The sequence below is a fragment of the Paenibacillus sp. Y280 genome, from assembly GCF_056786335.1.
This window is the reverse complement of the sequence record NZ_JBXCIW010000002.1, coordinates 199,506-223,391: the sequence shown is the minus strand read 5'-3', so window position 1 is coordinate 223,391 and position 23,886 is coordinate 199,506. Positions and strand designations below refer to the sequence as shown.

Sequence of the window (23,886 nt, the reverse complement as noted above, 5' to 3'; positions counted from 1 at the left end):
GGGGGTTTTTACGATGGGAGAAGAATTAAAGGTTATCGTGTTCGCTCTTGGCAACGAAGAGTACGGAATTGAAGTGGATAAGGTACGCACGATCGAAAGATTATCTCCGATTACACGCGTCCCAAAAACAGCTGCGTTTATTAAAGGGGTTATTAATTTGCGGGGTGTGGTCGTTCCAGTGATCGACCTTCGAGGCCGCTTTAACCTTTCAGAGACGACAGCAAGCGAAAATTCCAGAATCATTGTTGTAGCTGTGGCTGACATTGAGGTTGGTTTTATCGTTGATTCTGCGAATGATGTGATTGATATTGATACCGATTCGATCGATTTGCCGCCGGAGATTGTTGGAGGCATTAAAGCTAAATACTTAAGAGGCATTGCAAAGCTTGGTGAAGGTCGACTTCTCATCATGCTGAATTTGTCTGAGGTGTTGAACAAGAGCGAGATCATTCAGCTAGAGCAGCTAGAGGTATAACGAGTGAGCCTATTCAACCGATTGGAAGCATTTGAGCTTGATGTATTAAAAGAAGTCGGCAATATAGGAGCAGGAAACGCTGCGACTGCACTATCACGCTTGTTGGACAAACCTGTAGATATGGCTGTGCCAAAAGTAAGCTTACTGCCCTTTGAAGAGATTGCGGAGCGTGTTGGCGGTTCCGAGCAAATCGTTATTGCCGTCTTTCTTAGGGTGGAAGGCGAAGCGCCTGGCAATATGTTTTTCATTATTGAGGAAGTAGCTGCTAAGCGAATTTTACGGCAGCTGCTGGCGATGAATATAGAAGAGCAAGAGAGCTATTCAGAGATGGAGCTGTCAGCGCTTTGCGAGATCGGCAACATTTTGGCAGGCTCATACTTGTCTTCGCTAGCTGACTTTACTCATTTATCGATGGCACCATCCGTCCCAGCTATAGCTGTAGATATGGCAGGAGCCGTTCTGAGCTATGGACTCATGCAATACGGAGAGATGGGAGACTCGGCCCTACTTATTGAAACGACATTTTTGGAAGATTGTCAATCGCTTGAAGGACATTTTTTCCTGATACCTGACCCAGAGTCGTTTGAAAAAATATTTAGGGCTTTGGGAGTCGTTATTGAATGATACAACAAAACTTGGTCAAAGTAGGCATGGCTGATTTAAATATTGCAACAGATGGAGCGATACTCAAAACGACCGGCTTAGGATCTTGTGTTGGGCTCACGCTGTACGACCCTATCCGAAAAATAGCCGGTATGGCACATGTCATGCTGCCGTCTTCAGAGATTGCCCGCGAGACCAAAATGAACCTGGCTAAATATGCAGATACAGCTATCCCCGAGCTGCTTGAGAGGATGATCGCAGCCGGTGCTTACGTTGAGAGAATGAAAGCAAAGATGGCAGGCGGAGCACAAATGTTTGCCATGTCCAGTCATACCGATTCATTAAGAATTGGTCCCCGAAACGTAGATTCCTGTACGGAAATGCTGCTAAAGTTTAAGATCCCGATTATTTCAAAGGATACTGGCGGCAGCTTTGGACGCACGATAGAGTTTGACAGTGGAAGTGGAATGTTATCGATAAGAAGCGTGCAGTTTGGTACAAAGGAGATTTGATATGCTAGGAACATGGCGATGGAATGTCGTATTTGGAATTTTCGGCACCGTGCTTACGGTAGCTTTCTCAATCGGAAATAATCCGATTTCAGTAATGCTGCTTAGAAGTATGTATGCTTTCATCGCTTTTTTTGTTCTTGCGTATGGAGTACGTGCAATATTAGCATACATTCTTCAGCCTCCTACTCTAGTAGGCGAGCAGATCGAAGACGATGAGAGCAAGGGCAGCCAACTAGACATGCATACGCCTGATGAGTCAGCAGATATTAACCAATTGTTAAAATCACAGCTGCAGGATGGTGCGGCGAAATCCTCTGCGAATGAACAATCTAATGAAGCAACTGGATTTCGGCCGTTAAATCCTCCTCAATTGTTATCTACAAAAAATACACAGCCTGAAGAATTGGTTAAAGCCATTCGTCACCTGACAGGAGAGTGAGTCGATGATTGAGCAGAAAACCCCTCATCTGACAAACTTGCAGATGTGGCAAGCCTGGAGAGAACAAGGCGATTTGGAAGCAAAGAAGAAGCTGATCGAGCAATATTTACCTCTTGTTGATTATGTCACGAACCGAATGGCAATTGGACTGCCAAAAAACGTTATCAAGGATGATCTTGCAAGCAATGGTGTTATGGGACTGATTGATGCCATTGAAAAATTCGATTATTGCCGCGGCTTGCAATTCGAAACCTATGCATCTTGGCGTATTCGCGGTGCTATTATAGATGGATTGCGGCAGGGAGATTGGGTTCCTCGTTCCGTAAGGGAGAAAGCGAAGCGAGTGGAAGAGGCCTATCAGCATTTGGAACAGCAATATTTGCGTACCGTCACAGATGCTGAGATTAGCCGCTACCTGGAAGTGTCGGAGAAAGAATTTACGAATATGCTTCAAGATATTGCCGTAACTACAATATGCTCGTTGGAAGATCCGATTCGGGAAGAGGAATCGGAGACGAGAATGTCATTGCTAGTCGATGATAAGGCTAAAAATCCGGATCATAAAGTACATGAGTTTTATTTGAAGGAATCGTTGGTTAAAGGGATTGAACGTCTTACCGAAAAGGAACGTACGGTCGTTTCATTGTTTTACTACGAGGAACTATCATTAAGTGAAATTGCTGAAGTAATGTCATTATCACCTTCGAGAATATCCCAGCTCCACTCAAAAGCCATTTTGCGCTTGAGGGGAGTGTTGGCTAAGCATAAAGATCAACTCATGCAGCATTAGGAAGGAGGGAAAAAGGTGGAAAATTTACAATTAGAATCATACCTAAGCATACAGACATCAACCGATCAGATGTCTGCCTTCTTGTCGTTTACAAGGATAACGGATGAGTTCGGATGCAGCGGTGAAGACCTGGAGCGTTTCGTTCGCAGCAAAGGGGTCGTTTATGGCTTGCGAGTTGAAATTCTAGATCAAATTGCAAAAAACCCACTCGCATTCTATAAGGATCAAACATTGATTGCACAAGGCGATTCGCCTTTACCGGGCAAGGATGGCTTCATTCAACTTGTTTATGATATGGAAAAAAGAAACAGCGTTCCAGCGGAGCTTAAGGATGGGAAGGTCGACTTCAAAGAAGTCGTTCAGCTAAAAAATGTTAAGCGTGGTCAATTGATTGCAGAGCGCTTTGATCCATATCCAGGTCCATCCGGCAAAACGGTCAAAGGGGAAGAAATTCCTTCAAAGCTTGGCAAGCATGTCAGATTTAAAGTCGGCAAAAATGTCGTCCTTAATGATGATCAAACAGCTATGTATTCAGCCATTGACGGTCTTATTTCGCTTACGGATAAAGATAAGATCAATGTGTTCCCTGTATATGAAGTGAATGGCGACGTTGATTACAGCATCGGAAATATTGATTTCGTAGGAACTGTCGTCATTAGAGGAAATGTGCTTAGCGGCTTTAGAGTGAAGGCATCTGGCGATATTCGAGTAATCGGCGGCGTCGAAGGGGCAGAAATCGAATCAGAGGGCTCCGTAGAAATAACAGGCGGAATTTTAGGAAGCAATAAAGGCTTCGTTAAGGCTGGACAAAATGTACGCCTCTCATTTATTCAAGAAGGCAATGTCATCGCCGGCGAAGAAGTGCTTGTCTCTCAGAGCATTATGCACTCGCAAGTAAAGGCAGGAAAGAATGTCATTTGCTCCGGTGCTAAAGGTTTAATCGTTGGAGGTCTCGTTCAGGCGGGCGAACTAGTTAGTGCGCGAACGATAGGCAATTCCATGTCAACCGCTACAACCATCGAGGTAGGCGTCAAGCCCGAGTATCGCGTAGAGATGCTTGAGCTTAGAAGCAGGCTTAAGCAAAATATGGAAAATCTAGACAAAACAGAAAAAGCGCTGACTATATTGGATCAACTGGCTGCAACAGGTCATCTGTCTCCGGAGAAGATGGCACTTCGCATTAAGTTGACATCAACGAAACGTCAAACACTTCTTGAGAATGATCAAACGAAGCTTCGGATTCTTGAGATTGAAAAATCGCTTGAGGATACTGACCGTTCGAGAATCGACGTCAGCAATATCGTTTTTGGCGGTACAAAAATTGTAATCGGCCGCTACACCAGATTCGTTAAGGATTCTTCGCAGCGCGTATCTTTCCGGTATTCGGAGGGGGATATCGTGTTAGTTCCTTTTACAAGGTAACTAAGTACAAAGTACAAATGTATGACGCAAGGGGTGAGCGATAATGACGTTCAAATCTCTAGATTTGCAAATGTCTGTTCCACGCACGCAAGAATTCAGCGGCATGCATGGACAAGCTATTCATAAACCTGTAGCGGATCAGAATATGCTGGCAGCTCAAACATCGAAAGAAACAGTGCTTGCAAGAGGCAAAAATACGGCAATAGAGCATACGAGCGGTCTAAACGTTCGCAGTGACAATGAGGGTCATCAGGATCAAGGCAATCAGCAAGCAAAGCGTAAGCGATCAGAAAAAACCGACGATGCGGAAAGCATGCAAGAGCAGTCTCCTGCTCATCCATATAAAGGGCATAAATTAGATATTAAGCTTTAAAATAAAGGCAAACATTAGAAAGGCAGGCTATGAACGATGCAGCCATACTTGCAATATATTGTATTACTCGGAGCGGTTGTCATTGTTGGCGCCTTTGTAATGCCTAGGAAGAAGCAGGAGCCTTCCCTTCCTTCACAAACGATGCAAAACATGGAAACCGCGTTGGAGCAGTTCATGGAGAACATGGAGAAGGATAATGAAGAGCTTGTTGATTTGGTTAGAAGAGCACAGCAGGAGTCTAAGGTTGATGCGGAGCGTAAGGAGCATAGGATTGAAGAACTAGAGAAAAAGTGCGAGCAGCTTGGAGCTCAGCTGCAAAACACGCCTTCTAGTTCTTCAGCAATAACGCTTCAGACTGCTCCTACCCAGCCTATTTCGAATGATGCAGCTATAAAGGAAGGTTTGATAAATAAGCGTCCAGAACCACCAGTAGAGACCGCTCCTCAAACGAATACTATTCATTCCAGATATTCGGAGCTGTTTGTTTTATATCAACAAGGAAAATCGATTGAAATGATCTCCAAAAAGCTTGGCATGAATAAAGGCGAGGTACAGCTCATTATTCAGCTCGCCAAGCAGGAGGAAGGCGCGCATGCTTAAAAACCGTGTATTTCTGATCGGTCTCGGAGCAGGAATCATTTTAGGCGCTTTATTATTCCAGTTGATGCTCTCTGGTGAACAAAGCAGGCAAAAGCTAGGCCAAATCGGTGCTGAATCAAGCGAGAAGGTCTACACACAAGTAGAGGTAGACGCTTTGTTAAAGGCTGAGCGTGACTCGTTCAACCTTGACCAAGAAGCGAAGACGGGAATCAAGGAGCAGGCGGAGCCGCCTGTGACTAATACGGAGCCAGCAAAGGAGAAGCCGCCAGCGGAGAAGCCTGCTGCGTCTGAAGCTGCTCCTACGTCTGCCGTAAAACCGGTGGAGAAGCAAGCCGCAGAAAATCATGTCATACGGATCGAAGTGGGATTTGGATTAACTAAAACAGCAGAGCTGCTTGCTGAGAATCGTATTATAGATGACAAAGCAGCATTTGTTAGTCAGATGAAAAAGTCAAAGAAACTGGTTCGCGCCGGTTATTTTTTGTTCCAAGAAAAGATGACGGTTGCTAATGCAATCGCCGTCGTTACGGGCGAACCGTTATCGAGAAAAGAAGCAGATGCGATCACATCCAGCAATAAAGCTGGCTAATCTATCTTTACTGAATCGATTGTTGCACGTGATATGTATTTATGGTATATTAATTCACGGTGTTAAAAACGCACGCAGGTCAATTTTGCCAAACGGTGCTTCCGCCCGGCGGAAGTTTTGGTGAAAGATGCGACTAGCGGAGGAGCACTAAAAAAACCATTACAGGAGGTGTTGAAGAAATGGCGGTTATTTCCATGAAACAGCTACTAGAAGCTGGGGTACACTTCGGTCATCAGACTCGTCGTTGGAACCCGAAGATGGATCGTTATATCTTCACAGAAAGAAACGGGATTTACATTATCGATTTGCAAAAAACGGTTAAGAAAGTTGACGAAGCATACAACTTTGTTAAATCGATTGCTGCAGACGGCGGCACTATGCTGTTCGTAGGTACAAAAAAACAAGCTCAAGATTCCGTGAAAGAAGAAGCAGAACGTTGCGGCAACTTCTACATCAACCAACGTTGGCTCGGCGGTACTCTTACTAACTTCCAAACGATTCAAAAGCGTATCGATCGCTTGAAACAGCTTGAGAAGTGGGAAGAGGACGGCACTTTCGAAGTTCTTCCGAAGAAAGAAGTTATCATTCTTCGCAAAGAGAAAGACCGTTTGGAAAAATTCCTTGGCGGTATCAAAGGAATGAAAGGTTTGCCAAGCGCGTTGTTCATCATTGACCCACGCAAAGAGCGTATTGCTGTTGCAGAAGCTCGCAAACTTGGTATCCCAATCGTTGGTATCGTTGATACGAACTGTGATCCAGACGAAATCGACTACGTAATTCCAGGTAACGATGATGCAATTCGTGCCGTTAAATTGTTGACGTCGAAAATGGCTGATGCAATCGTTGAAGCTAACCAAGGCGAACAAACAACGGCTTAATTTAGAGGCTTTAGTTAGTCAACAAAGGGTGGTCAGATGGTGATAAACCTCTCACTGCCCTTTTTTCGAATGTAAATCATTAAAACAAATATTAATTATTTGCGAAGCTACATAGACTTCGTGAAACCTATAGGAGGGCTTACAATGGCAGTTAGTGCTAGCGCGGTAAAAGAACTACGGGAAAGAACTGGAGCTGGAATGCTTGATTGCAAGAAAGCTTTGGACGAAACAAACAATGACGTTGAAAAAGCAATTGCAGTACTTCGTGAAAAAGGTTTGGCGGCTGCAGCTAATAAAGCAGGACGTATTGCAACTGAAGGAGTAGTTGAATCGTACATTCACGCAGGCGGCCGTATCGGCGTTATCGTTGAAGTTAACTGCGAAACAGACTTCGTTGCAAAAACAGATCAATTCCGTGAGTTTGCAAGAGACGTTGCTATGCAAATCGCAGCAGCTAACCCTAAATTTGTTAGCCGCGAAGAGGTTTCTTCCGAAGAGCTTGAAAAAGAGCGCGAAATTTTGAAAGCTCAAGCACTTAACGAAGGCAAACCGGAAAAAATCGTTGAGAAAATGGTTGAAGGCCGTATCTCGAAGTACTACGAAGAGTTCTGTCTTCTTGAGCAATCGTTCATTAAAGACCCTGACAAAACGATCTCTACTTTGCTTAACGAGAAAATTAGCAAAATCGGTGAAAACATTTCCATCCGTCGCTTCGTTCGTTATGAGCTTGGTGAAGGTCTAGAGAAAAAAGTTGACAACTTCGTTGAAGAAGTAATGGCACAAGTTAAACATTAATCCGAACGCACAGGCGGGGCGGGGCGTCCGCCCCGCCTGCTTGTATGATTAGAACATATTTGAGGGACCTCATCAAATGAGGTGCATGATGGAGGTATTAACGTTGAAGCAGCCTGTGTATAAACGTATCGTTCTGAAAGTTAGCGGTGAATCATTGTCTGGACAGGAAGGTTATGGCATTGAAGCAACAGTCATATCTTCGATAGCTGATCAGGTAAAAGAAGTTGTTGCACTTGGCATAGAGGTTGCAATTGTCGTCGGCGGCGGCAACATTTGGCGCGGTATTGCCGGTTCTGCAAAGGGGATCGACCGTGCAACAGCCGATTACATGGGTATGCTTGCTACATTGATGAATTCACTCGCACTTCAAGATGCATTGGAGCAAATCGATGTGCCAACTCGCGTTCAAACATCAATCGCGATGCAGCAAATCGCTGAGCCGTACATCAGACGTCGTGCCATTCGTCATTTGGAGAAAGGCCGTGTCGTCATTTTTGCAGCTGGAACTGGAAATCCGTTCTTCTCAACTGATACGACAGCAGCACTGCGTGCAGCTGAGATCGAAGCAGAAGTGATACTAATGGCGAAAAATAAAGTGGATGGCGTCTATTCCGCTGATCCATTTAAGGATAATACGGCAGAAAAATTTGAGGAGCTTACTTACCTCGATATGTTAAACCGCAATTTAGGTGTAATGGATTCAACAGCAGCCTCACTTTGCATGGACAATAATATTCCGCTTATCGTATTTGCAATTACGGAGAAAGGGAATATTAAACGCGTCGTCCTGGGTGAGAAAATCGGAACGATAGTGAGAGGAAGTGCAAAATAATGCCACAAGAGCTGAAGAAAAACGCAGAAGAACGTATGGAAAAAGCGATCTCCGCGCTTAAGCGCGATTTGTCGTCGCTGCGCGCCGGCAAAGCGAATACAGCTTTGCTGGATCGTATTCAAGTGGAATATTACGGAGCAATGACGCCAGTTAATCAACTAGCCAACATTAACACGCCTGACTCACGCACGCTGTTCATTCAGCCGTGGGACAAATCGTCTATGTCGGCCATTGAGAAAGCAATTATGAAATCCGACCTTGGTTTAACGCCTTCGAACGATGGCGTATCGATTCGCATTTCGATTCCGCCCCTTACGGAGGAGCGTCGTGCAGAGCTTGTAAAAACATCTAAAAAGTTAGGTGAAGAAGCGAAGGTAGCTATTCGCAATATTCGCCGTGATGCTAACGATGGTGTGAAGAAGCTTGAGAAAACGACGATTTCCGAAGACGAATCGCACGGACATCAAGAGGATATTCAGAAAGCGACTGACAAATTTATTGCTGAAGTAGATAAAGTGCTGGTTGCCAAAGAAAAAGAAATTATGGAAGTATAATAATCTCTGGGCCCCTCCGATAGGTGGGGTTTGGTTTTGATTTCGGTTGGGAGGAAGTAAGATGATCGAGCGACTTTGGGCCAAACTAGGCAAATCGTCCTTACAGCCGACTGATTCTGTGTCCTTAGAAAATGTGCCTGAGCATGTTGCGATTATAATGGATGGGAACGGTCGCTGGGCTAAAGATCGTGGATTGCCACGAATGGCAGGTCATCATTCCGGCATGAAAGCGGTCAAACGAATCACAATTGCAGCAGACCGGTTAGGCGTCAAATATTTGACGTTATACGCGTTTTCAACGGAAAACTGGAAGAGACCGAAAGCTGAAGTGGATTTTCTCATGAAGCTGCCCCAGCAATTTCTTGAAATTGAATTAGAAGAGCTGATTGCCAACAATGTTCAGGTTCGTATGATGGGCCATAAAGAGGATTTGCCATCATTTACAATAAGCGCAGTTGAAGAAGCCATTGTGAAGACTGCAAACAATACTGGACTTGTTTTAAATTTTGCTCTGAATTACGGAAGCCGCAAGGAGATGCTTGAAGCCATAAAAAGCATCGCGTCAGATGTTCAGCAAGGAGATTTGTCCTTAGATGACATTGATGAAACCGTGATGGCAGATCGATTGCTTACGAGCGGATTGCCCGATCCAGATTTACTCATACGCACTAGCGGAGAGCTGCGTCTAAGCAATTTTATGATGTGGCAGCTAGCTTACAGTGAGTTGTGGTTTACGGATGTGTACTGGCCGGAATTTACGGAAGCGCATTTTCAAGAGGCGATTTTGGAATACCAGCGCCGTGCACGTCGATATGGTGGATTGTAGCTTCAAGCGACGGAGTGTGACTTTTCATTGAGACAACGAATTATTACCGGAGTTGTAGCAGGTGCTGGCTTCATCGGTTTAGCAATAGTAGGCGGATGGTTATATACAAGTCTACTCGTATTACTTGCAATTATCGGCTTTACTGAATATGTGCGCATGAATGGTGTAGCATGGTCGCATCCGTCCTCCTTGCTTGGATATGCGGGTGTGCTACTGTTCGTGCTTCCTTGGTCTTATTGGGGGATAACGATCCCATCGCCGCTAGCCATCCTATGGGTGCTTGCCTTCCTTCTGCTGTCTATAACTGTAATTACAAAAAATAAAACAACAATTGACGGCGCCGCACTTATGTTGCTTGGCGCTTTATATGTAGGATATGGCTTTTCAGCTATGGTCCAGTCACGTCAAATTGAGCAGAATGGTTTAATATGGACGTTTTTGGCCTTTGGCTGCATTTGGGCATCGGATATTGGCGCATATTTTATGGGACGAGCTTTCGGGAAAACAAAGCTCTGGCCATCGATAAGTCCAAATAAAACGATTGAAGGCGCCCTTGGAGGCGTTTTATTTTCCTTAATTGTGTCTGCGGTATTCGCTCTAGCGTTTCCAGATTTTATTGAATTGCCAAAAGCGCTGCTCATCGGCGTAGTGGCTGCTGTAGCTGGTCAATTCGGAGATCTGATACAATCGGCGTATAAGCGTGTTAGAGACATTAAGGATACAGGCACATTATTGCCGGGACATGGCGGTGTGCTTGACCGATGCGACAGCTGGCTTATCGTATTTCCGCTGTTAGTGCTGACCGAGCTGCTGCCCGTATAAGTCAGGAGGATTTTTGGCATGAAAAAAATAAGTATATTAGGTTCGACAGGTTCAATCGGAACACAGACGCTAGACATTATAGCTCATGATCCTGATCGTTATAAGGTTGTCGGTTTATCGGCGGGTGCGAATGTCGATTTGATTATAGAACAGGCAAAGCAATTTAAGCCATCAATCGTAAGTTTAGCCTCAAAGGCTGATGCGGATGCCGCACGACCTCATTTACCGGCAGGTACGAAGGTTGTACATGGCGAGGAGGGTCTCGTGGAGGTTGCGGCTGGTGTGGACGCTGACATCGTTGTAACGGCAATTATGGGCAGCAGAGGCTTGCCTGCAACACTCGCGGCAATTGACGCGGGCAAAACGATTGGCTTGGCGAACAAAGAAACACTCGTTACAGCAGGACATATCGTTATGGAGCGCGCGAGACAGCGCGGTGTATCGATATTTCCGATTGATAGCGAGCATTCTGCCATATTCCAATGCTTGAACGGGGAAGATCGTAAATCGATCAAGCAAATTACGCTAACAGCCTCTGGAGGCTCATTCCGCGATCGTACCCGGGAGCAGCTTGAAGGCGTGACGGTTGCTGAGGCGCTTAATCATCCGAACTGGTCCATGGGCGCCAAAATTACGATCGATTCCGCAACGATGGTTAATAAAGGGCTTGAGGTTATTGAGGCAAAATGGCTCTTCGACGTTACATACGATCAAATAGATGTCATTATTCATCCGGAGAGCATCATTCATTCTTATGTGGAGTTTTCCGATCATAGTGTAATCGCGCAGCTCGGAATGCCGGATATGCGTGTACCGATTCAATATGCATTATCCTATCCAGAGCGGAACGCGACACCAACGAATAGACTTAATTTAGCTCAAATCGGCAAGCTGAACTTCCGAGAGATGGATTACGACAGGTACCCATGCCTCAGGCTGGCCTTTGAATGCGGCCGTCTCGGCCAATCTGCTCCTTCCGTGTTCAATGCAGCTAATGAGGTCGCAGTGGCACGTTTTCTGAAAGGTGAAATTACGTTTCTTGACATTGAACGGATATTGGAGACGGTAGTTGGACGTCATGAGGCATCGGATATCAATGACCTGCAAATGATCGCTGAAGTGGACGCTTGGGCGCGCCAGCTGGCAGAAACCGTATAATATCGGTCAAATTCCGGTTCTCTTGTATCGGACGGGAGAATAATGATAATCTATGTACAGGCCGTAACGAACAGGAGGCTTCAGCTATATGCACATGATTCAAGTCGTCTTTTTGACTATACTCGTCTTTTTCGTTATCGTAACGATCCACGAATGGGGTCATTACTATTTCGCTAAACGTGCGGGAATATTGGTTCGAGAATTTGCAATTGGCTTCGGGCCCAAGCTCTTTTCGGTAAAACGCGGCGAAACTAGATATACGCTTAGGCTAGTGCCGGCGGGTGGATTTGTTCGAATGGCAGGCGAGGATCCTGAAATTGTCGACGTTCAACCCGGCCAAACGATAGCGGTTCGTCTGAAGGACGATAAAATTACACGATTGTATTTGGATCGTCTTGACGAGAGAAGCGGCGTTATTCGCGGCGAAATCGTCAAAATCGATTTGGAGAGAAGCCTATCCGTAACATTGGATGTCGAAGGCGAGAACGAGACCTTCTCGGTGCATCCTCAAGCATTGATGGTTGCCAAAGGGAAGGACACCCAAATTGCGCCGCTTGACAGACAATTTAACAGCAAGACGGTAGGGCAGCGTGCGCTTGCTATATTTGCAGGGCCGCTAATGAATTTTGTGCTCGCATTCGTATTGTTTGCGACGTACATCCAGATGGTCGGCATTCCAGTTGAATCGCCGGATAAGCTGCTTGTCAGTGAAATTTCCGAAGGTATGCCGGCAGATAAGGTCGACCTTAGAAAAGGCGACGTTATCGATGCGGTTAACGGAATCAAAATCGGTGCTGATTTCGATAAGATGATTGCCATAATCGGCAAATCACCGAATGTGCCAGTCAAAATGGACATCATTCGGGAAGGCAAGGCGCAGCAGATTGTCATTACGCCTGAGCCTAATGATGCAGGAGTAGGCAAGGTAGGCATTAGCGCGGCACTGCCGACTCGTCCTGCTTCGTTCTCGGAGACGTTTACAGGTGCAGGCAATCTGATGAAAAAAATGACGATAAGCATTTTTGAAGGGTTCAAGAAGCTTATTTTCGGAGAGTTCAAGCTTGATGATCTTGGAGGGCCGGTGCGTACCGCTGAGGTAACAAGCCAAATTGCCAAGCAAGGCATCGCACAGCTAACTTCGTGGACAGCACTGCTCAGCTTGTATTTAGGTATTTTCAATTTGCTTCCAATTCCAGCGCTGGACGGCAGCCGACTCATTTTCCTTGGAATTGAAGCGATTCGAAGAAAGCCAATTGATCCAAACCGTGAGAGCATGGTGCATTTTGTAGGCTTCGCGTTCATTATGCTGCTGATGCTTGTTGTAACCTATAATGATATTTTACGATTGGTTAGAGGGGAATAGTCTCATGTCTAAGGATAAACAGTTTGTTACAGAAATTACACCGCAAAGCGAAGATTTCTCCAGATGGTATATAGATGTTATTAAGAAAGCTGAGCTTATGGATTACTCTCCGGTGCGTGGCTGTATCGTGTTCCGCCCGGAGGGCTATGAGCTTTGGGAAAATATTCAACGCGACCTCGATCGCCGCTTTAAGGAAACGGGCCACCGCAATGCTTATTTTCCGCTATTTATTCCGGAGAGCTTTTTCCAAAAGGAAAAAGAGCATGTCGAAGGCTTTAATCCGGAGCTGCCATGGGTAACAGAGGCCGCTGGCGAGAAGCTGGAAGAGCGGCTCGCTATCCGTCCAACATCGGAAACGATGTTCGGCCATATGTATTCAAAGTGGATTCAATCGTATCGTGATCTTCCTTTGCTCATTAACCAATGGGCTAACGTAGTTCGATGGGAGAAGCGGACGATGCCTTTCCTTCGCACAAGCGAATTTTTGTGGCAGGAAGGCCATACCGCTCATGAGACGGAAGAGGAAGCTCGTCAAGAGACGATGCAAATGCTCGATGTGTATACACAATTTGTCGAGGAGTTTCTCGCAATCCCGGTTATTAAAGGGGAGAAAACGCCGTCCGAGCGCTTTGCAGGTGCTGTAGATACTTACTCTATTGAAGCGATGATGAAGGACGGGAAGGCTGTTCAAGCCGGAACTTCCCATTACCTCGGCACAAAGTTTGCCGTTGCATTCGATATCAAATTTCTTGATCGTGAAAATACATTGCAATTCGCGCACACGACATCATGGGGTGTTAGCACAAGGCTGATTGGCGCACTAATTATGGTTCATGGCGATGATCGCGGTCTAGCTCTGCCGCCGAAGGTAGCGCCAACCCAAGTGATCATGATTCCGATCGGTCCAGCGAAAATGCGCGAGCAGGTTGTCGGCCGTGTAGACGAGCTGTATGATGAGCTTAAGAAAGCAGGCGTTCGTGTACGTGTAGACGACCGCTCAGACGTCAGCCCAGGCTGGAAATTCAATGAGTACGAAATGCGCGGCGTTCCGCTTCGTCTGGAGCTTGGACCGCGTGATATGGAAAACGGACAAGTTGTACTCGTTTCTCGCATTACAGGTGAGAAACGTGTCGTTCAACAAGCGAATCTCGTTGCGGAAGTGGAAGCGATGCTCGAGGAAACGCATCATGAAATGTTCAATCGCGCGAAGCAGTTCCGTATCGATAACTCGCGTTCGGTTGATACCTTGGATGAAATGAAGAGCTTCCTCGAAGAGCAGCGCGGCTTCGTAGAAGCTGGCTGGTGCGGATCTGCTGCTTGTGAGAAGCAGGTTAAGGAAGAAACAGGGGCAACAAGCCGCAACATCCCATTTGAACCATCTACGCAGAAGAGCACATGTCTCGTATGCGGCGATGAGTCTAAACATATTGTTGTATTTGCACGTGCTTATTAAGAACTGAAGAAGCTCGGTTCGGATCTTAAGGAGTGGAGTTTTATGAGCCAAACCGCTGACAAGCGGCAGCGCTTCGAAATGCTTTTACAGCAGACGGAGCTGCCGCAGGAACTTATACAAACTTATTTTCAAGATGGTTATATCGATCAAGTTATCGTCAGCAACAGCAATCGGGAATGGACGTTTTGCATCCGCAAAACGTCCATGGTGCCTTTACAGGCCTATAATGGACTTTGCCAAGCGGCTCGTATGAAATTCGAGCATATCGCTGCGGTATCCTTTATATTCGTTTATGACCCTGTGGTCGAGACAGAATCGATTGTTTTGCAGTACTGGGGTTTATTTATGGAGTGGGCTCAGCGCGAGATCGCATCCGTTAACGGTTGGCTTCAAAAAGCCAGCATTTCGGTTGAAGGTGATGTGCTTACGCTGTCATTGCTCGATAATACGGGGCTGGAGCTTGCTCGCAAGAAACGTTTGGACGAAGAAATTATCCGATTTTATAATCAATATTTTCAGCGTGCATGCAAAGTGAAGATGATCATGAGCGAATCAAGGCAAGAGATTTTGGACGAATACGCCCTTCGGATCGTACAGGAAGAGCGCGAGTACGTGCAGGAGCTGATGGCTAACTCGCAGTCTGAATCCGAGCTTGTGGATGATGCTGAGATTAGGCTCGCAGTTGGTTATGATATCCGTGAAGAGCCTGTGCCATTGATGAATATCATCGAGGAAGAAAAGAAAATTACGGTGCAAGGCGCCGTATTTGGCCTCGATGTGAAGGAGCTTCGCAACGGAAGCACGCTCTTTACCTTTAATGTGACGGATTTCTCGGATTCCATTGCGATGAAGATGTTCGCCAAGACGAAGGACGATGTCAAAATTTTAAGCCAGCTTGCCAACGGCAAATGGGTTAAAGCGCGCGGGCGGATCGAATATGACCGCTTTATGCAGGAGCCTGAGCTCGTGATGATGCCAAATGATTTGCATGAGGTTAAATCACCTCCGGATCGCATGGACAAAGCTGAAGAGAAGCGCGTTGAGTTCCATCTCCACACGACGATGAGCGCCATGGATGCGGTAACGCCGGTCGACGTATATATCAAAACGGCAGCCAAATGGGGACATAAGGCGATAGCGGTAACCGACCACAGCAATGTGCAATGTTACCCTGACGCGAACAAAGCAGCCAAGAAGCATGGCATCAAGGTGCTGTTCGGCTTAGAAGCCAATGTCGTTAACGATGCCGTTCCAATGGTGCTGCAGTCAAGGCCGGAGCCTCTTGCGACTGCAACTTATATTGTATTCGATATAGAGACGACAGGCTTGTCGGTTATCAACAACAAAATCATCGAGCTTGCAGGGGTTAAAATGCGTGACGGGAAAGAAATCGATCGTTTCTCGACGCTCATTGACCCGCATGAGAAGATTCCTTATCATATTCAGCAGTTGACTAATATCAATGATGATATGGTAAAAGGGCAGCCCGAAATTGAGCCGAAACTCCGTGAGTTTATTGAATTTATAGGCGATGATATTCTCGTTGCGCATAATGCGCGGTTCGATATCGGCTTCATTCAAGCCAACTGCAAAGCATTTGGCATGCCAGAGGTTAAAAATCCAGTGCTCGATACGCTTGAGTTGGCACGCTTTATTTTCCCGACGCTCAAAAATCATCGTTTAAATACTTTGGCGGATAAATACAAGGTCAGCCTAGAGAACCATCACCGTGCGGTAGATGACTCCCTTGCGCTTGGCGGCGTACTGTACGGCTTGATTGCGGATGCAACTGAACGAAATATAACGAATCTGCATCAGTTAAACGATTATGTAGGCATCGATTTATCCAATTCACGGCCTTTTCATAGCAATATCTACGCTTTAAATGCGGTAGGCAAGAAAAACTTGTTCAAGCTTATTTCATTATCGCATACCAAGCATTTTAAACGCGTAGCCACGATTCCAAAAAGCAAGCTCGTGGAGCTTTGCGAAGGATTGCTCGTTATATCCGGCTGCGAGAAGGGCGAGTTTTTCGAGACGGTATTGAACAAGTCGTACGAAGAAGCGCTGGAGGTTGCCCGTTTCTATGATGTCCTTGAAATTCAACCGATCGATTTTTACATGCACCTGGTTGAGAAGGGGCTAGTCGGCAGCCGGGCCGAAATTGAACAAGCGCATCGTCGCATCTGTCAAATCGGTGATGAGCTCGCCAAGCCGGTAATCGCAACAGGAAACGTTCATTATTTGAATCCGCGGGACAAAATGTACCGGGATATTACAATTAACGGCATTACGGGCTTTAGTCCCCTGAAGAGCATTCGCAAGCCTGACGCTCATTTCCGCACGACGGAAGAGATGCTGGAGGAATTTGCTTTTCTCGGAGAAGCAAGAGCGAAGGAAGTTGTCATAACGAATACGGCTGAGCTTGCTGATCGTTTTGAGCCTTATGACATGTTCCCGACAGGCTTGTTCGCGCCTAATATCGATGGAGCGGATGAAGAAATACGAAGCACCTGCTATGACACAGCAAAATCGATGTATGGCGAAGACTTGCCGCAGGTCGTTATCGACCGTTTGGAGAAAGAACTTATTCCGATTATTAAATTTAAATTTTCCGCCAACTATCTGATATCGGAGAAGCTCGTTAAAAAATCGAACGAAGACGGTTATTTGGTCGGTTCGAGGGGATCGGTTGGATCTTCGGTCGTAGCTACGTTCCTCGGCATCTCCGAGGTTAATCCGCTGCCAGCCCATTACTTGTGCAAAAATCCGGATTGCCGCCATAGCGAATGGTTTTTGGACGGAAGCATTCCGAGCGGCTTCGATTTGCCGGACAAGCAATGCCCGAAATGCGAGAAGCCGATGAAGGGCGAAGGACAGGACATCCCGTTTGAAACGTTCCTCGGCTTTAAAGGCGATAAAGTTCCCGATATCGATCTTAACTTTTCGGGTGATTATCAGCCTATCGCCCATAACTATACGAAGGTATTGTTTGGCGATAAGAGTGTGTTCCGTGCCGGAACAATCGGTACGGTAGCCGAAAAAACAGCCTATGGCTTTGCTAAGAAATTTGAAGAAGAGCATAGCAAGAAGTGGCGCGGCGCGGAGCTCGCAAGACTTGCCAGCGGGTGTACCGGCGTGAAGAGGAGTACGGGACAGCATCCCGGCGGTATTGTCGTCGTTCCCGATTATATTGAAGTAGAGGACATTACGCCTGTTCAATTCCCGGCTGATGATGTCAACGCGGAATGGATGACGACCCACTTCGACTATCATGCTTTTGATGAAAACCTGCTTAAGCTCGATATTCTAGGTCATGATGATCCGACCATGATGCGGATGCTGCAGGATTTGACTGGCGTTGATCCAACGAGCATTCCGATGAACGATCCCAAAGTGATGAGCATGTTCAACTCGACGAATGCGCTGGGCATTCCTGGTGAAAAGATACGCTCTTCGGTAGCGACATATGGCGTTCCCGAGATGGGAACCAAATTCGTACGGCAAATGCTTCAGGAAACGCAGCCTTCTTCCTTTGCGGATTTGCTGCAAATATCCGGCTTGTCACATGGTACGGGCGTTTGGCTCGGAAATGCGCAGGAGCTGATCAAGAACGGCACCTGCAACATCAAGACCGTTATTGGCTGCCGGGATGACATCATGCTTTTCTTGATTTACAAAGCGGGGATGGATGCGGGCTTAGCGTTCAAAATTACGGAGAGCGTGCGTAAAGGCAAAGGGCTCACGCCGGAGTGGATCGATGAGATGAAGCGGTGCAAGGTGCCTCAGTGGTATATTGATTCTTGCCTTCGCATCGAGTACATGTTCCCGAAAGCACATGCTGCTGCGTATGTCATTTCCGCTGTTCGAACAGCTTATTTCAAGCTTTATTATCCGATTGATTACTATGCGACTTACTTTACCGTCCGCGCGGATGACTTTGATTTAGAGCTGCTGTGCCAAGGATACGATGCGATTCTGCGGAAGCTGATCGAAATTGAAGCCAAAGGCTTCAACGCGCTGCCTAAAGAGAAAAACATGGTGTCTCAGCTGGAAATGTCGCTTGAAATGACGGCGCGCGGCTTCTCCTTTAAGCCAATTGATCTGTACCGCTCCGACGCGACGAAGTTTCTGGTTGACGGCGATTCGCTTATCCCGCCATTTGCTGCAATTGCAGGTATCGGCGATAATGCGGCTCGCAACATTGCAGCTTCGAGAGACGATGGCGAGTATCTGTCGATCGAGGATTTCCAGATGAAATCGAAGGCTACAAAGACGATTGTAGAGGTTCTCGGCAACATGGGATGCTTCCGTGGATTGCCTGAATCCAACCAGCTATCCCTCTTTTAGAATGAGGCCTGTTAGAAAAGATTTCTTGTCACTATAGTGCGGTTATGTTATAATTTTTCTGGCAATGATGATGATAAAGACTTTGATGCAGAAGAGTGGGGAAACCCACTCTTTACGTTTTGTAAATGGCAAAATGGCATAGTGCGTATAAACAGGAGGTCAACTGAATTTGAGTATTTCCAAAATCAAAGCTGCCGTCCAGGAAATGGTCATGCCATACCTCAGCAGTAATGGATTTGAACTGGTTGATATTGAGTATGTCAAAGAGGGAAGCAACTATTTCCTTCGTATATTCGTGGATAAAGAAGGCGGCATCGATATCGACGATTGCGGCCGTATCAGCGAATTTATGAGCGAGCAGCTGGATAAGAACGATCCGGTTACTGACGCTTATTTTCTAGAGGTATCTTCCCCGGGAGCAGAAAGACCGCTTAAGAAGGAAGAGGATGTACGTAAAGCAATCGGTAAACACGTTTACATAACGACATATGAACCGATTAGCGGCGCTAAAGAATTTGAAGGGCTGCTACTTTCATTTGACGGGGAAAACGCGGTTGTCCGTACAGGCAAGAAGGAGTATACCATTCCTTATGTCAAGGTAGCCGGCGCTAGACTCGCTATCGTGTTCTAATATTCGTTTTCTATATTGAAAGGGGGAAATCCAGTCCAATGAGCATGGATTTTATTGAAGCGTTACAGGAAATAGAAAGAGATAAGGGAATTACCAAAGATGTCCTATTGGAAGCCATTGAGGCAGCGCTTATCTCCAGCTACAAAAGAAATTTCAATACCGCGCAAAATGTGCGTGTCGATATTAATCGCCACACTGGCGTTATTAAAGTATATGCCCGCAAAACAGTTGTCGATGAGGTGCTGGATCCGCGTCTGGAAATTACAGTAGAGGCTTCCAGGGAAATCAATCCTCATTACCAGCTGGATGATATTGCGGATATTGAAGTAACGCCGCGTGACTTCGGCCGCATCGCCGCGCAAACAGCGAAGCAGGTTGTAACGCAGCGCATCCGCGAAGCTGAGCGCGGACTGATCTATAACGCTTTTATCGACAAAGAGGAAGATATCGTAAACGGTATCGTTCAGCGTCAAGATGTTCGCAACCTATTCGTAGACCTAGGCAAGGTAGAAGCTGTATTGCCGCTTACTGAGCTGATGCCTACCGATAAGTTCAAGCATGGCGACCGCGTGAAGTCTTATATTACGAAAGTCGAAAATACGACCAAGGGTCCGCAAATTATTTTGTCCCGTACCCATCCTGGTCTATTAAAACGACTGTTCGAGCTTGAAGTGCCTGAAATCTATGACGGAGTCGTGGAAATTCGTTCGGTTGCGCGCGAAGCCGGCTTCCGTTCGAAAATTGCTGTACATTCCCGCAATTCTGAGGTTGATCCGGTCGGATCATGTGTTGGACAAAAGGGACTGCGCGTTCAGACGATCGTAAACGAGCTTAAAGGTGAGAAAATCGATATCGTTCGTTGGTCTGAAAGCGTGGATGAATATGTTGCGAATGCGCTCAGCCCGTCTAAGGTGCTTGAGGTTATCGTATTCGAACAAGAGAAGATGGCTAGAGTTATCGTTCCAGACTACCAGTTGTCGCTAGCGATCGGCATCAAAGGCCAGAATGCTAGGCTTGCCGCTAAGCTTACTGGCTGGAAGATTGACATTAAGAGCGAGACTCAAGCGGAGCAGGAGTATGGCCGTCCGAAATCTTTGACGACGATCATGCACCAGGATTCGGTATCCATCGATTAATTCGTTAAGCGTCAATTCAGCTGGCAGAGGAGAGGTGTACAATGAGACCGAGAAAAGTACCGCTTCGCAAATGCGTCGCTTGTCAGGAGATGATGCCGAAGAAGGAACTCATTCGGATTGTGCGGACACCGGCCGAAGAGGTGCAAATTGACCTGACAGGCAAAAAAGCGGGCCGCGGCGCGTATTTATGCGGTAAAGTAAGCTGCTTTAAATTGGCAAAGAAATCCAAGGCACTTGATCGAGCGTTGAAGCAGCATGCTGGAGATCATATTTATGATCAGCTCGAGCAGGATTTTGTAGCGGTAGAGGAGCAGTTTATCGCCGGCAAGGAGCTGATAAGCGATGAAGCAGAATAAGAGCTTATCACAGCTGGGCATGGCTATGCGAGCTGGCAAGCTGATTACAGGCGATGAGATCGTACTCAAAGCTGTGAGAAATAATAAAGTGCATCTTGTTATCGTTGCTGGAGATGCTTCAGAGAATACGAAGAAAAAATTTCGTGACAAATGCAACACCTACGGAATACAACTCGCCGAAGCATTCGACCGTGAGCAACTAGGAAAGGCGATTGGTAAGCCAGAACGGGTTGTACTAGCGGTAACCGATGCGCAATTCGGAAAAATGATTGCGAGTCATCTGAGCCATAATACGGAGGTGGATCATATTGGACAATAAACAAGACAGCAAGGACAATAAAGATAAGCTGCGCGTTTACGAGTATGCCAAGTCACTTAATATGAGCAGCAAAGAAATCATTACGATTCTTAAACGACTTGATTTACCGGTCAATAACCATATGAGTGTCATGGAAAATGAAATGGTAAACAAGGTCGAAGGCTTTTTCCGAAATATTAAGCAAAATGCAGCTGCTAAGCGGGCACAGGAAACGACAAGCGTGTCTGTATCCTCCGCTCAATCGTCAGCAAACCGGCCGCAGTCGCAGCAGCCGCAAGAACGAAAGCTTGCCGTTCAAGAAAACAAAAATACGAATCAAGACAGACAGGGGCCTATGAATTCTATTAATACGAAAACACAAACCAACCAAACCGAACAACGACCAGCAGGGCAGCAATCAACGAATCGTCCTGCGCAACAATCCAGCAACAACCGTCCTTCCCAAGGAAGCGCAAGCTCAAGCCGTCCGAGCCAAGGACAAGGCGGCCAAGGAAATCGCCCTAGCCAAGGCGCGGGTTCAAGCCGTCCAAGTCAAGGGCAAGGCGGTCAAAGCAACCGTCCGGCATCATCAGGACAAAATCGTCCAGCTCAAGGCGGACAAGGAAATTCAGCAAGCCGCCCAAGTACTTCTGCAAGCAGCAGCCGTCCGGCACCATCTGGACAAAGCCGTTTCGATTCCAAGCCTGCGCAAGGGCAAGCGCGCGGGAACGACAATAAAAATGCAAGACCAGGCCAAAAGCGTTTTGAAGACGGCAAGCCTGGCGGCGGCTATAGAGGAAACAACAACAACCGCGGTCAAAAAGGCCGTGGCGGCAAGTTCCAACAACAACCGCCTCGTGAGAAAATCGACAATACGCCTAAAAAGATTATCGTTCGCGGTACGATGACTGTTGGCGAATTAGCTAAATTGCTTCATAAGGATGCATCAGAAGTTATCAAAAAGCTGATTTTCCTAGGTGTTATGGCTACAATCAACCAAGAAATCGATATGGATGCTATCCATTTGATCGCTACGGATTATGGTGTAGAGGTTGAAGTGAAAATTCCTGTAGAGGAAGATTCCTTCGAAACGGTTGAAGAATCAGACGAAGACGATGATTTGATAACGCGTCCACCGGTTGTTACGATCATGGGTCACGTTGACCACGGTAAAACAACTTTGCTTGATGCGATTCGCAAAACGAACGTAACAGGCGGAGAAGCCGGCGGTATCACGCAGCACATCGGTGCTTACCAAGTTGAAATCAACCATAAAAAAATTACGTTCCTAGATACACCGGGTCACGAAGCGTTTACGCTTATGCGTGCTCGTGGTGCTCAGGTAACGGATATTACGATTATCGTAGTCGCAGCCGACGACGGCATTATGCCGCAAACGATAGAAGCGATTAACCATGCGAAGGCTGCTGGCGTTCCGATTATCGTTGCAGTTAACAAAATCGATAAGCCTGAAGCTAATGTTGACAAAATCAAGCAAGAAATGACTGAATATGAACTCGTTCCGGAAGAGTGGGGCGGCGATACGATTTTCGTCGAAGTTTCCGCTAAGCAAAGAATCGGTCTTGAAGGTCTTCTTGAAATGATCTTGCTCGTAGCAGAGGTAAATGATTACAAAGCGAATCCTAACAAACGCGCTCGCGCTACCGTTATTGAAGCCGAGCTTGATAAAGGCAAAGGTCCGGTTGCACGTATTCTCGTACAGCACGGTACGCTGAAAATCGGCGATGCTTTCGTTGCAGGCAACTGCTTCGGCCGTATCAGAGCAATGGTTAATGACAAAGGCCGCCGTTTAAAAGAAGCAGGTCCTTCTACGCCAGTTGAAATTACTGGTTTAACGGAAGTTCCGCAAGCCGGCGATCCGTTCATGGTATTCGAGGATGAGCGCAAGGCCCGTGCAATCGCTGACCGTCGTTCCATTAAACAGCGTCAATCGGATATGGGTGCCAATACGCGCGTAACGCTTGATGATCTGTATAACCATATCAAAGATGGTGAAATTAAAGATCTGAACGTTATTATCAAATCCGACGTTCAAGGCTCTTCAGAAGCACTTAAAGGATCGCTCGCGAAAATCGACATCGAAGGCGTACGCGTTAAAATCATCCATAGCGGTGTAGGCGCGATTACGGAATCCGATATCATTTTGGCATCGGCATCCAACGCGATCGTAATCGGCTTTAACGTTCGTCCAGATCCGCAAGCTGAAGCAACCATTGCACAAGAGAAGGTTGACGTGCGTATGCACCGCGTCATCTACAATGTCATCGATGAGATTGAGCAAGCGATGAAGGGCATGCTGGATCCGATCTTCAAAGAGGTTGTTATCGGTCATGCCGAGGTTCGTAACGTATTTAAAGTTACGAAGGTTGGCGCAATTGCAGGCTGCATGATCACTTCCGGTAAAATCATTCGTAACGCAGAAGCTCGTCTTATCCGTGGCGGCATCGTTGTCTTCACAGGTAAGATTGAGTCCCTTAAGCGCTTCAAGGATGATGCGAAAGAAGTTGCACAAGGCTACGAGTGCGGTATTACACTTGACCGTTACAACGATGTTCGTGAAGGAGATACGATCGAAGCGTTTGTCATGGAATCGGTAGAGAGGTGATTATA

24 protein-coding genes are annotated in these 23,886 nt (G+C 46.5%); all 24 read left to right on the top strand.

All coding sequences use genetic code 11. The annotated features are described in order from the left end of the window. The first annotated feature begins 13 nt into the window (after positions 1 to 13). Positions 14 to 475 (top strand): chemotaxis protein CheW, encoded by a 462-nt coding sequence (locus tag AC1TPC_RS03755; RefSeq protein WP_482065526.1) that lies wholly within the window; start codon positions 14 to 16, stop codon positions 473 to 475. Positions 476 to 478: 3 nt separating this feature from the next. Then, entirely contained in the window at positions 479 to 1,099 is a 621-nt protein-coding gene (locus AC1TPC_RS03750) for a chemotaxis protein CheC (protein ID WP_482065525.1), read from the top strand. Continuing rightward, the gene (locus AC1TPC_RS03745) at positions 1,096 to 1,590 is read left to right on the top strand and encodes a chemotaxis protein CheD (RefSeq protein ID WP_482065524.1); all 495 of its coding nucleotides are present in this window, start codon (positions 1,096 to 1,098) and stop codon (positions 1,588 to 1,590) included. The genes AC1TPC_RS03750 and AC1TPC_RS03745 overlap by 4 nt, the downstream gene beginning before the upstream one ends. Before the next feature lies 1 nt (position 1,591). Beyond that, the gene (locus tag AC1TPC_RS03740; protein ID WP_482065523.1) at positions 1,592 to 2,029 is read left to right on the top strand and encodes a hypothetical protein; all 438 of its coding nucleotides are present in this window, start codon (positions 1,592 to 1,594) and stop codon (positions 2,027 to 2,029) included. Between the two features lie 4 nt (positions 2,030 to 2,033). Then, entirely contained in the window at positions 2,034 to 2,819 is a 786-nt protein-coding gene (locus AC1TPC_RS03735) for a FliA/WhiG family RNA polymerase sigma factor (RefSeq protein WP_482065522.1), read from the top strand. 15 nt (positions 2,820 to 2,834) lie between these two features. Further along, a complete protein-coding gene (locus tag AC1TPC_RS03730) occupies positions 2,835 to 4,241 on the top strand; it encodes a DUF342 domain-containing protein (protein WP_482065521.1) in 1,407 nt (468 codons plus the stop codon). Between the two features lie 43 nt (positions 4,242 to 4,284). Next, positions 4,285 to 4,614 carry a hypothetical protein gene (locus AC1TPC_RS03725; RefSeq protein ID WP_482065520.1) on the top strand — a complete coding sequence of 110 codons (330 nt, stop codon included), beginning with the start codon at positions 4,285 to 4,287 and terminating at the stop codon, positions 4,612 to 4,614. Between the two features lie 36 nt (positions 4,615 to 4,650). Continuing rightward, positions 4,651 to 5,214, top strand: a complete 564-nt coding sequence (locus tag AC1TPC_RS03720; RefSeq protein ID WP_482065519.1) for a DUF6115 domain-containing protein — start codon at positions 4,651 to 4,653, stop codon at positions 5,212 to 5,214. Then, positions 5,207 to 5,803 (top strand): hypothetical protein, encoded by a 597-nt coding sequence (locus AC1TPC_RS03715; protein ID WP_482065518.1) that lies wholly within the window; start codon positions 5,207 to 5,209, stop codon positions 5,801 to 5,803. Before AC1TPC_RS03720 ends, AC1TPC_RS03715 begins: the two co-directional genes overlap by 8 nt. Positions 5,804 to 5,982: 179 nt before the next feature. Continuing rightward, positions 5,983 to 6,681, top strand: a complete 699-nt coding sequence (rpsB, locus tag AC1TPC_RS03710; RefSeq protein ID WP_053375748.1) for a 30S ribosomal protein S2 — start codon at positions 5,983 to 5,985, stop codon at positions 6,679 to 6,681. A gap of 144 nt (positions 6,682 to 6,825) precedes the next feature. Then, positions 6,826 to 7,476 (top strand): translation elongation factor Ts, encoded by a 651-nt coding sequence (tsf, locus tag AC1TPC_RS03705; protein WP_054028956.1) that lies wholly within the window; start codon positions 6,826 to 6,828, stop codon positions 7,474 to 7,476. A 103-nt stretch (positions 7,477 to 7,579) separates the two neighbouring features. Further along, positions 7,580 to 8,308, top strand: coding sequence for a UMP kinase (gene pyrH, locus AC1TPC_RS03700; RefSeq protein ID WP_482065517.1), 729 nt, complete (start codon positions 7,580 to 7,582; stop codon positions 8,306 to 8,308). Next, a complete protein-coding gene (gene frr / locus AC1TPC_RS03695) occupies positions 8,308 to 8,862 on the top strand; it encodes a ribosome recycling factor (protein ID WP_482065516.1) in 555 nt (184 codons plus the stop codon). The genes pyrH and frr overlap by 1 nt, the downstream gene beginning before the upstream one ends. Before the next feature lie 61 nt (positions 8,863 to 8,923). Next, the gene (locus AC1TPC_RS03690; protein WP_482065515.1) at positions 8,924 to 9,688 is read left to right on the top strand and encodes an isoprenyl transferase; all 765 of its coding nucleotides are present in this window, start codon (positions 8,924 to 8,926) and stop codon (positions 9,686 to 9,688) included. Positions 9,689 to 9,715: 27 nt separating this feature from the next. After that, positions 9,716 to 10,510 (top strand): phosphatidate cytidylyltransferase, encoded by a 795-nt coding sequence (locus AC1TPC_RS03685; RefSeq protein ID WP_482065514.1) that lies wholly within the window; start codon positions 9,716 to 9,718, stop codon positions 10,508 to 10,510. 18 nt (positions 10,511 to 10,528) lie between these two features. Beyond that, the gene (locus AC1TPC_RS03680) at positions 10,529 to 11,668 is read left to right on the top strand and encodes a 1-deoxy-D-xylulose-5-phosphate reductoisomerase (protein ID WP_482065513.1); all 1,140 of its coding nucleotides are present in this window, start codon (positions 10,529 to 10,531) and stop codon (positions 11,666 to 11,668) included. 88 nt (positions 11,669 to 11,756) lie between these two features. Then, complete coding sequence (gene rseP / locus AC1TPC_RS03675) at positions 11,757 to 13,031, top strand: RIP metalloprotease RseP (protein ID WP_482065512.1); 1,275 nt, start codon at positions 11,757 to 11,759, stop codon at positions 13,029 to 13,031. Between the two features lie 4 nt (positions 13,032 to 13,035). Further along, positions 13,036 to 14,484 carry a proline--tRNA ligase gene (gene proS, locus AC1TPC_RS03670; RefSeq protein WP_482065511.1) on the top strand — a complete coding sequence of 483 codons (1,449 nt, stop codon included), beginning with the start codon at positions 13,036 to 13,038 and terminating at the stop codon, positions 14,482 to 14,484. Positions 14,485 to 14,526: 42 nt separating this feature from the next. Continuing rightward, the gene (locus tag AC1TPC_RS03665; RefSeq protein ID WP_482065510.1) at positions 14,527 to 18,834 is read left to right on the top strand and encodes a PolC-type DNA polymerase III; all 4,308 of its coding nucleotides are present in this window, start codon (positions 14,527 to 14,529) and stop codon (positions 18,832 to 18,834) included. A 169-nt stretch (positions 18,835 to 19,003) separates the two neighbouring features. Further along, a complete protein-coding gene (gene rimP, locus AC1TPC_RS03660) occupies positions 19,004 to 19,465 on the top strand; it encodes a ribosome maturation factor RimP (protein WP_482065509.1) in 462 nt (153 codons plus the stop codon). 38 nt (positions 19,466 to 19,503) lie between these two features. After that, complete coding sequence (gene nusA / locus AC1TPC_RS03655; protein ID WP_053375757.1) at positions 19,504 to 20,601, top strand: transcription termination factor NusA; 1,098 nt, start codon at positions 19,504 to 19,506, stop codon at positions 20,599 to 20,601. A gap of 41 nt (positions 20,602 to 20,642) precedes the next feature. Then, a complete protein-coding gene (gene rnpM / locus AC1TPC_RS03650; protein ID WP_482065508.1) occupies positions 20,643 to 20,957 on the top strand; it encodes an RNase P modulator RnpM in 315 nt (104 codons plus the stop codon). Beyond that, positions 20,944 to 21,276 carry a L7Ae/L30e/S12e/Gadd45 family ribosomal protein gene (locus AC1TPC_RS03645; RefSeq protein ID WP_482065507.1) on the top strand — a complete coding sequence of 111 codons (333 nt, stop codon included), beginning with the start codon at positions 20,944 to 20,946 and terminating at the stop codon, positions 21,274 to 21,276. Before rnpM ends, AC1TPC_RS03645 begins: the two co-directional genes overlap by 14 nt. A 61-nt stretch (positions 21,277 to 21,337) precedes the next feature. Then, the gene (gene infB / locus AC1TPC_RS03640; RefSeq protein ID WP_482065659.1) at positions 21,338 to 23,881 is read left to right on the top strand and encodes a translation initiation factor IF-2; all 2,544 of its coding nucleotides are present in this window, start codon (positions 21,338 to 21,340) and stop codon (positions 23,879 to 23,881) included. The last annotated feature ends 5 nt before the right edge of the window (positions 23,882 to 23,886 follow it).

Bases quoted from the DNA above. Each gene is read 5' to 3' on its own strand.
- frr (WP_482065516.1), top strand. From the start codon at position 8,308: ATGCCACAAGAGCTGAAGAAAAACGCAGAAGAACGTATGGAAAAAGCG.
- AC1TPC_RS03665 (WP_482065510.1), top strand. From the start codon at position 14,527: ATGAGCCAAACCGCTGACAAGCGGCAGCGCTTCGAAATGCTTTTACAG.
- rseP (WP_482065512.1), top strand. From the start codon at position 11,757: ATGCACATGATTCAAGTCGTCTTTTTGACTATACTCGTCTTTTTCGTT.
- AC1TPC_RS03715 (WP_482065518.1), top strand. From the start codon at position 5,207: ATGCTTAAAAACCGTGTATTTCTGATCGGTCTCGGAGCAGGAATCATT.
- infB (WP_482065659.1), top strand. From the start codon at position 21,338: ATGAGCAGCAAAGAAATCATTACGATTCTTAAACGACTTGATTTACCG.
- nusA (WP_053375757.1), top strand. From the start codon at position 19,504: ATGAGCATGGATTTTATTGAAGCGTTACAGGAAATAGAAAGAGATAAG.
- rpsB (WP_053375748.1), top strand. From the start codon at position 5,983: ATGGCGGTTATTTCCATGAAACAGCTACTAGAAGCTGGGGTACACTTC.
- tsf (WP_054028956.1), top strand. From the start codon at position 6,826: ATGGCAGTTAGTGCTAGCGCGGTAAAAGAACTACGGGAAAGAACTGGA.
- AC1TPC_RS03690 (WP_482065515.1), top strand. From the start codon at position 8,924: ATGATCGAGCGACTTTGGGCCAAACTAGGCAAATCGTCCTTACAGCCG.
- proS (WP_482065511.1), top strand. From the start codon at position 13,036: ATGTCTAAGGATAAACAGTTTGTTACAGAAATTACACCGCAAAGCGAA.
- AC1TPC_RS03725 (WP_482065520.1), top strand. From the start codon at position 4,285: ATGACGTTCAAATCTCTAGATTTGCAAATGTCTGTTCCACGCACGCAA.
- AC1TPC_RS03680 (WP_482065513.1), top strand. From the start codon at position 10,529: ATGAAAAAAATAAGTATATTAGGTTCGACAGGTTCAATCGGAACACAG.
- rnpM (WP_482065508.1), top strand. From the start codon at position 20,643: ATGAGACCGAGAAAAGTACCGCTTCGCAAATGCGTCGCTTGTCAGGAG.
- AC1TPC_RS03745 (WP_482065524.1), top strand. From the start codon at position 1,096: ATGATACAACAAAACTTGGTCAAAGTAGGCATGGCTGATTTAAATATT.
- AC1TPC_RS03755 (WP_482065526.1), top strand. From the start codon at position 14: ATGGGAGAAGAATTAAAGGTTATCGTGTTCGCTCTTGGCAACGAAGAG.
- AC1TPC_RS03645 (WP_482065507.1), top strand. From the start codon at position 20,944: ATGAAGCAGAATAAGAGCTTATCACAGCTGGGCATGGCTATGCGAGCT.
- AC1TPC_RS03735 (WP_482065522.1), top strand. From the start codon at position 2,034: ATGATTGAGCAGAAAACCCCTCATCTGACAAACTTGCAGATGTGGCAA.
- AC1TPC_RS03720 (WP_482065519.1), top strand. From the start codon at position 4,651: ATGCAGCCATACTTGCAATATATTGTATTACTCGGAGCGGTTGTCATT.
- AC1TPC_RS03740 (WP_482065523.1), top strand. From the start codon at position 1,592: ATGCTAGGAACATGGCGATGGAATGTCGTATTTGGAATTTTCGGCACC.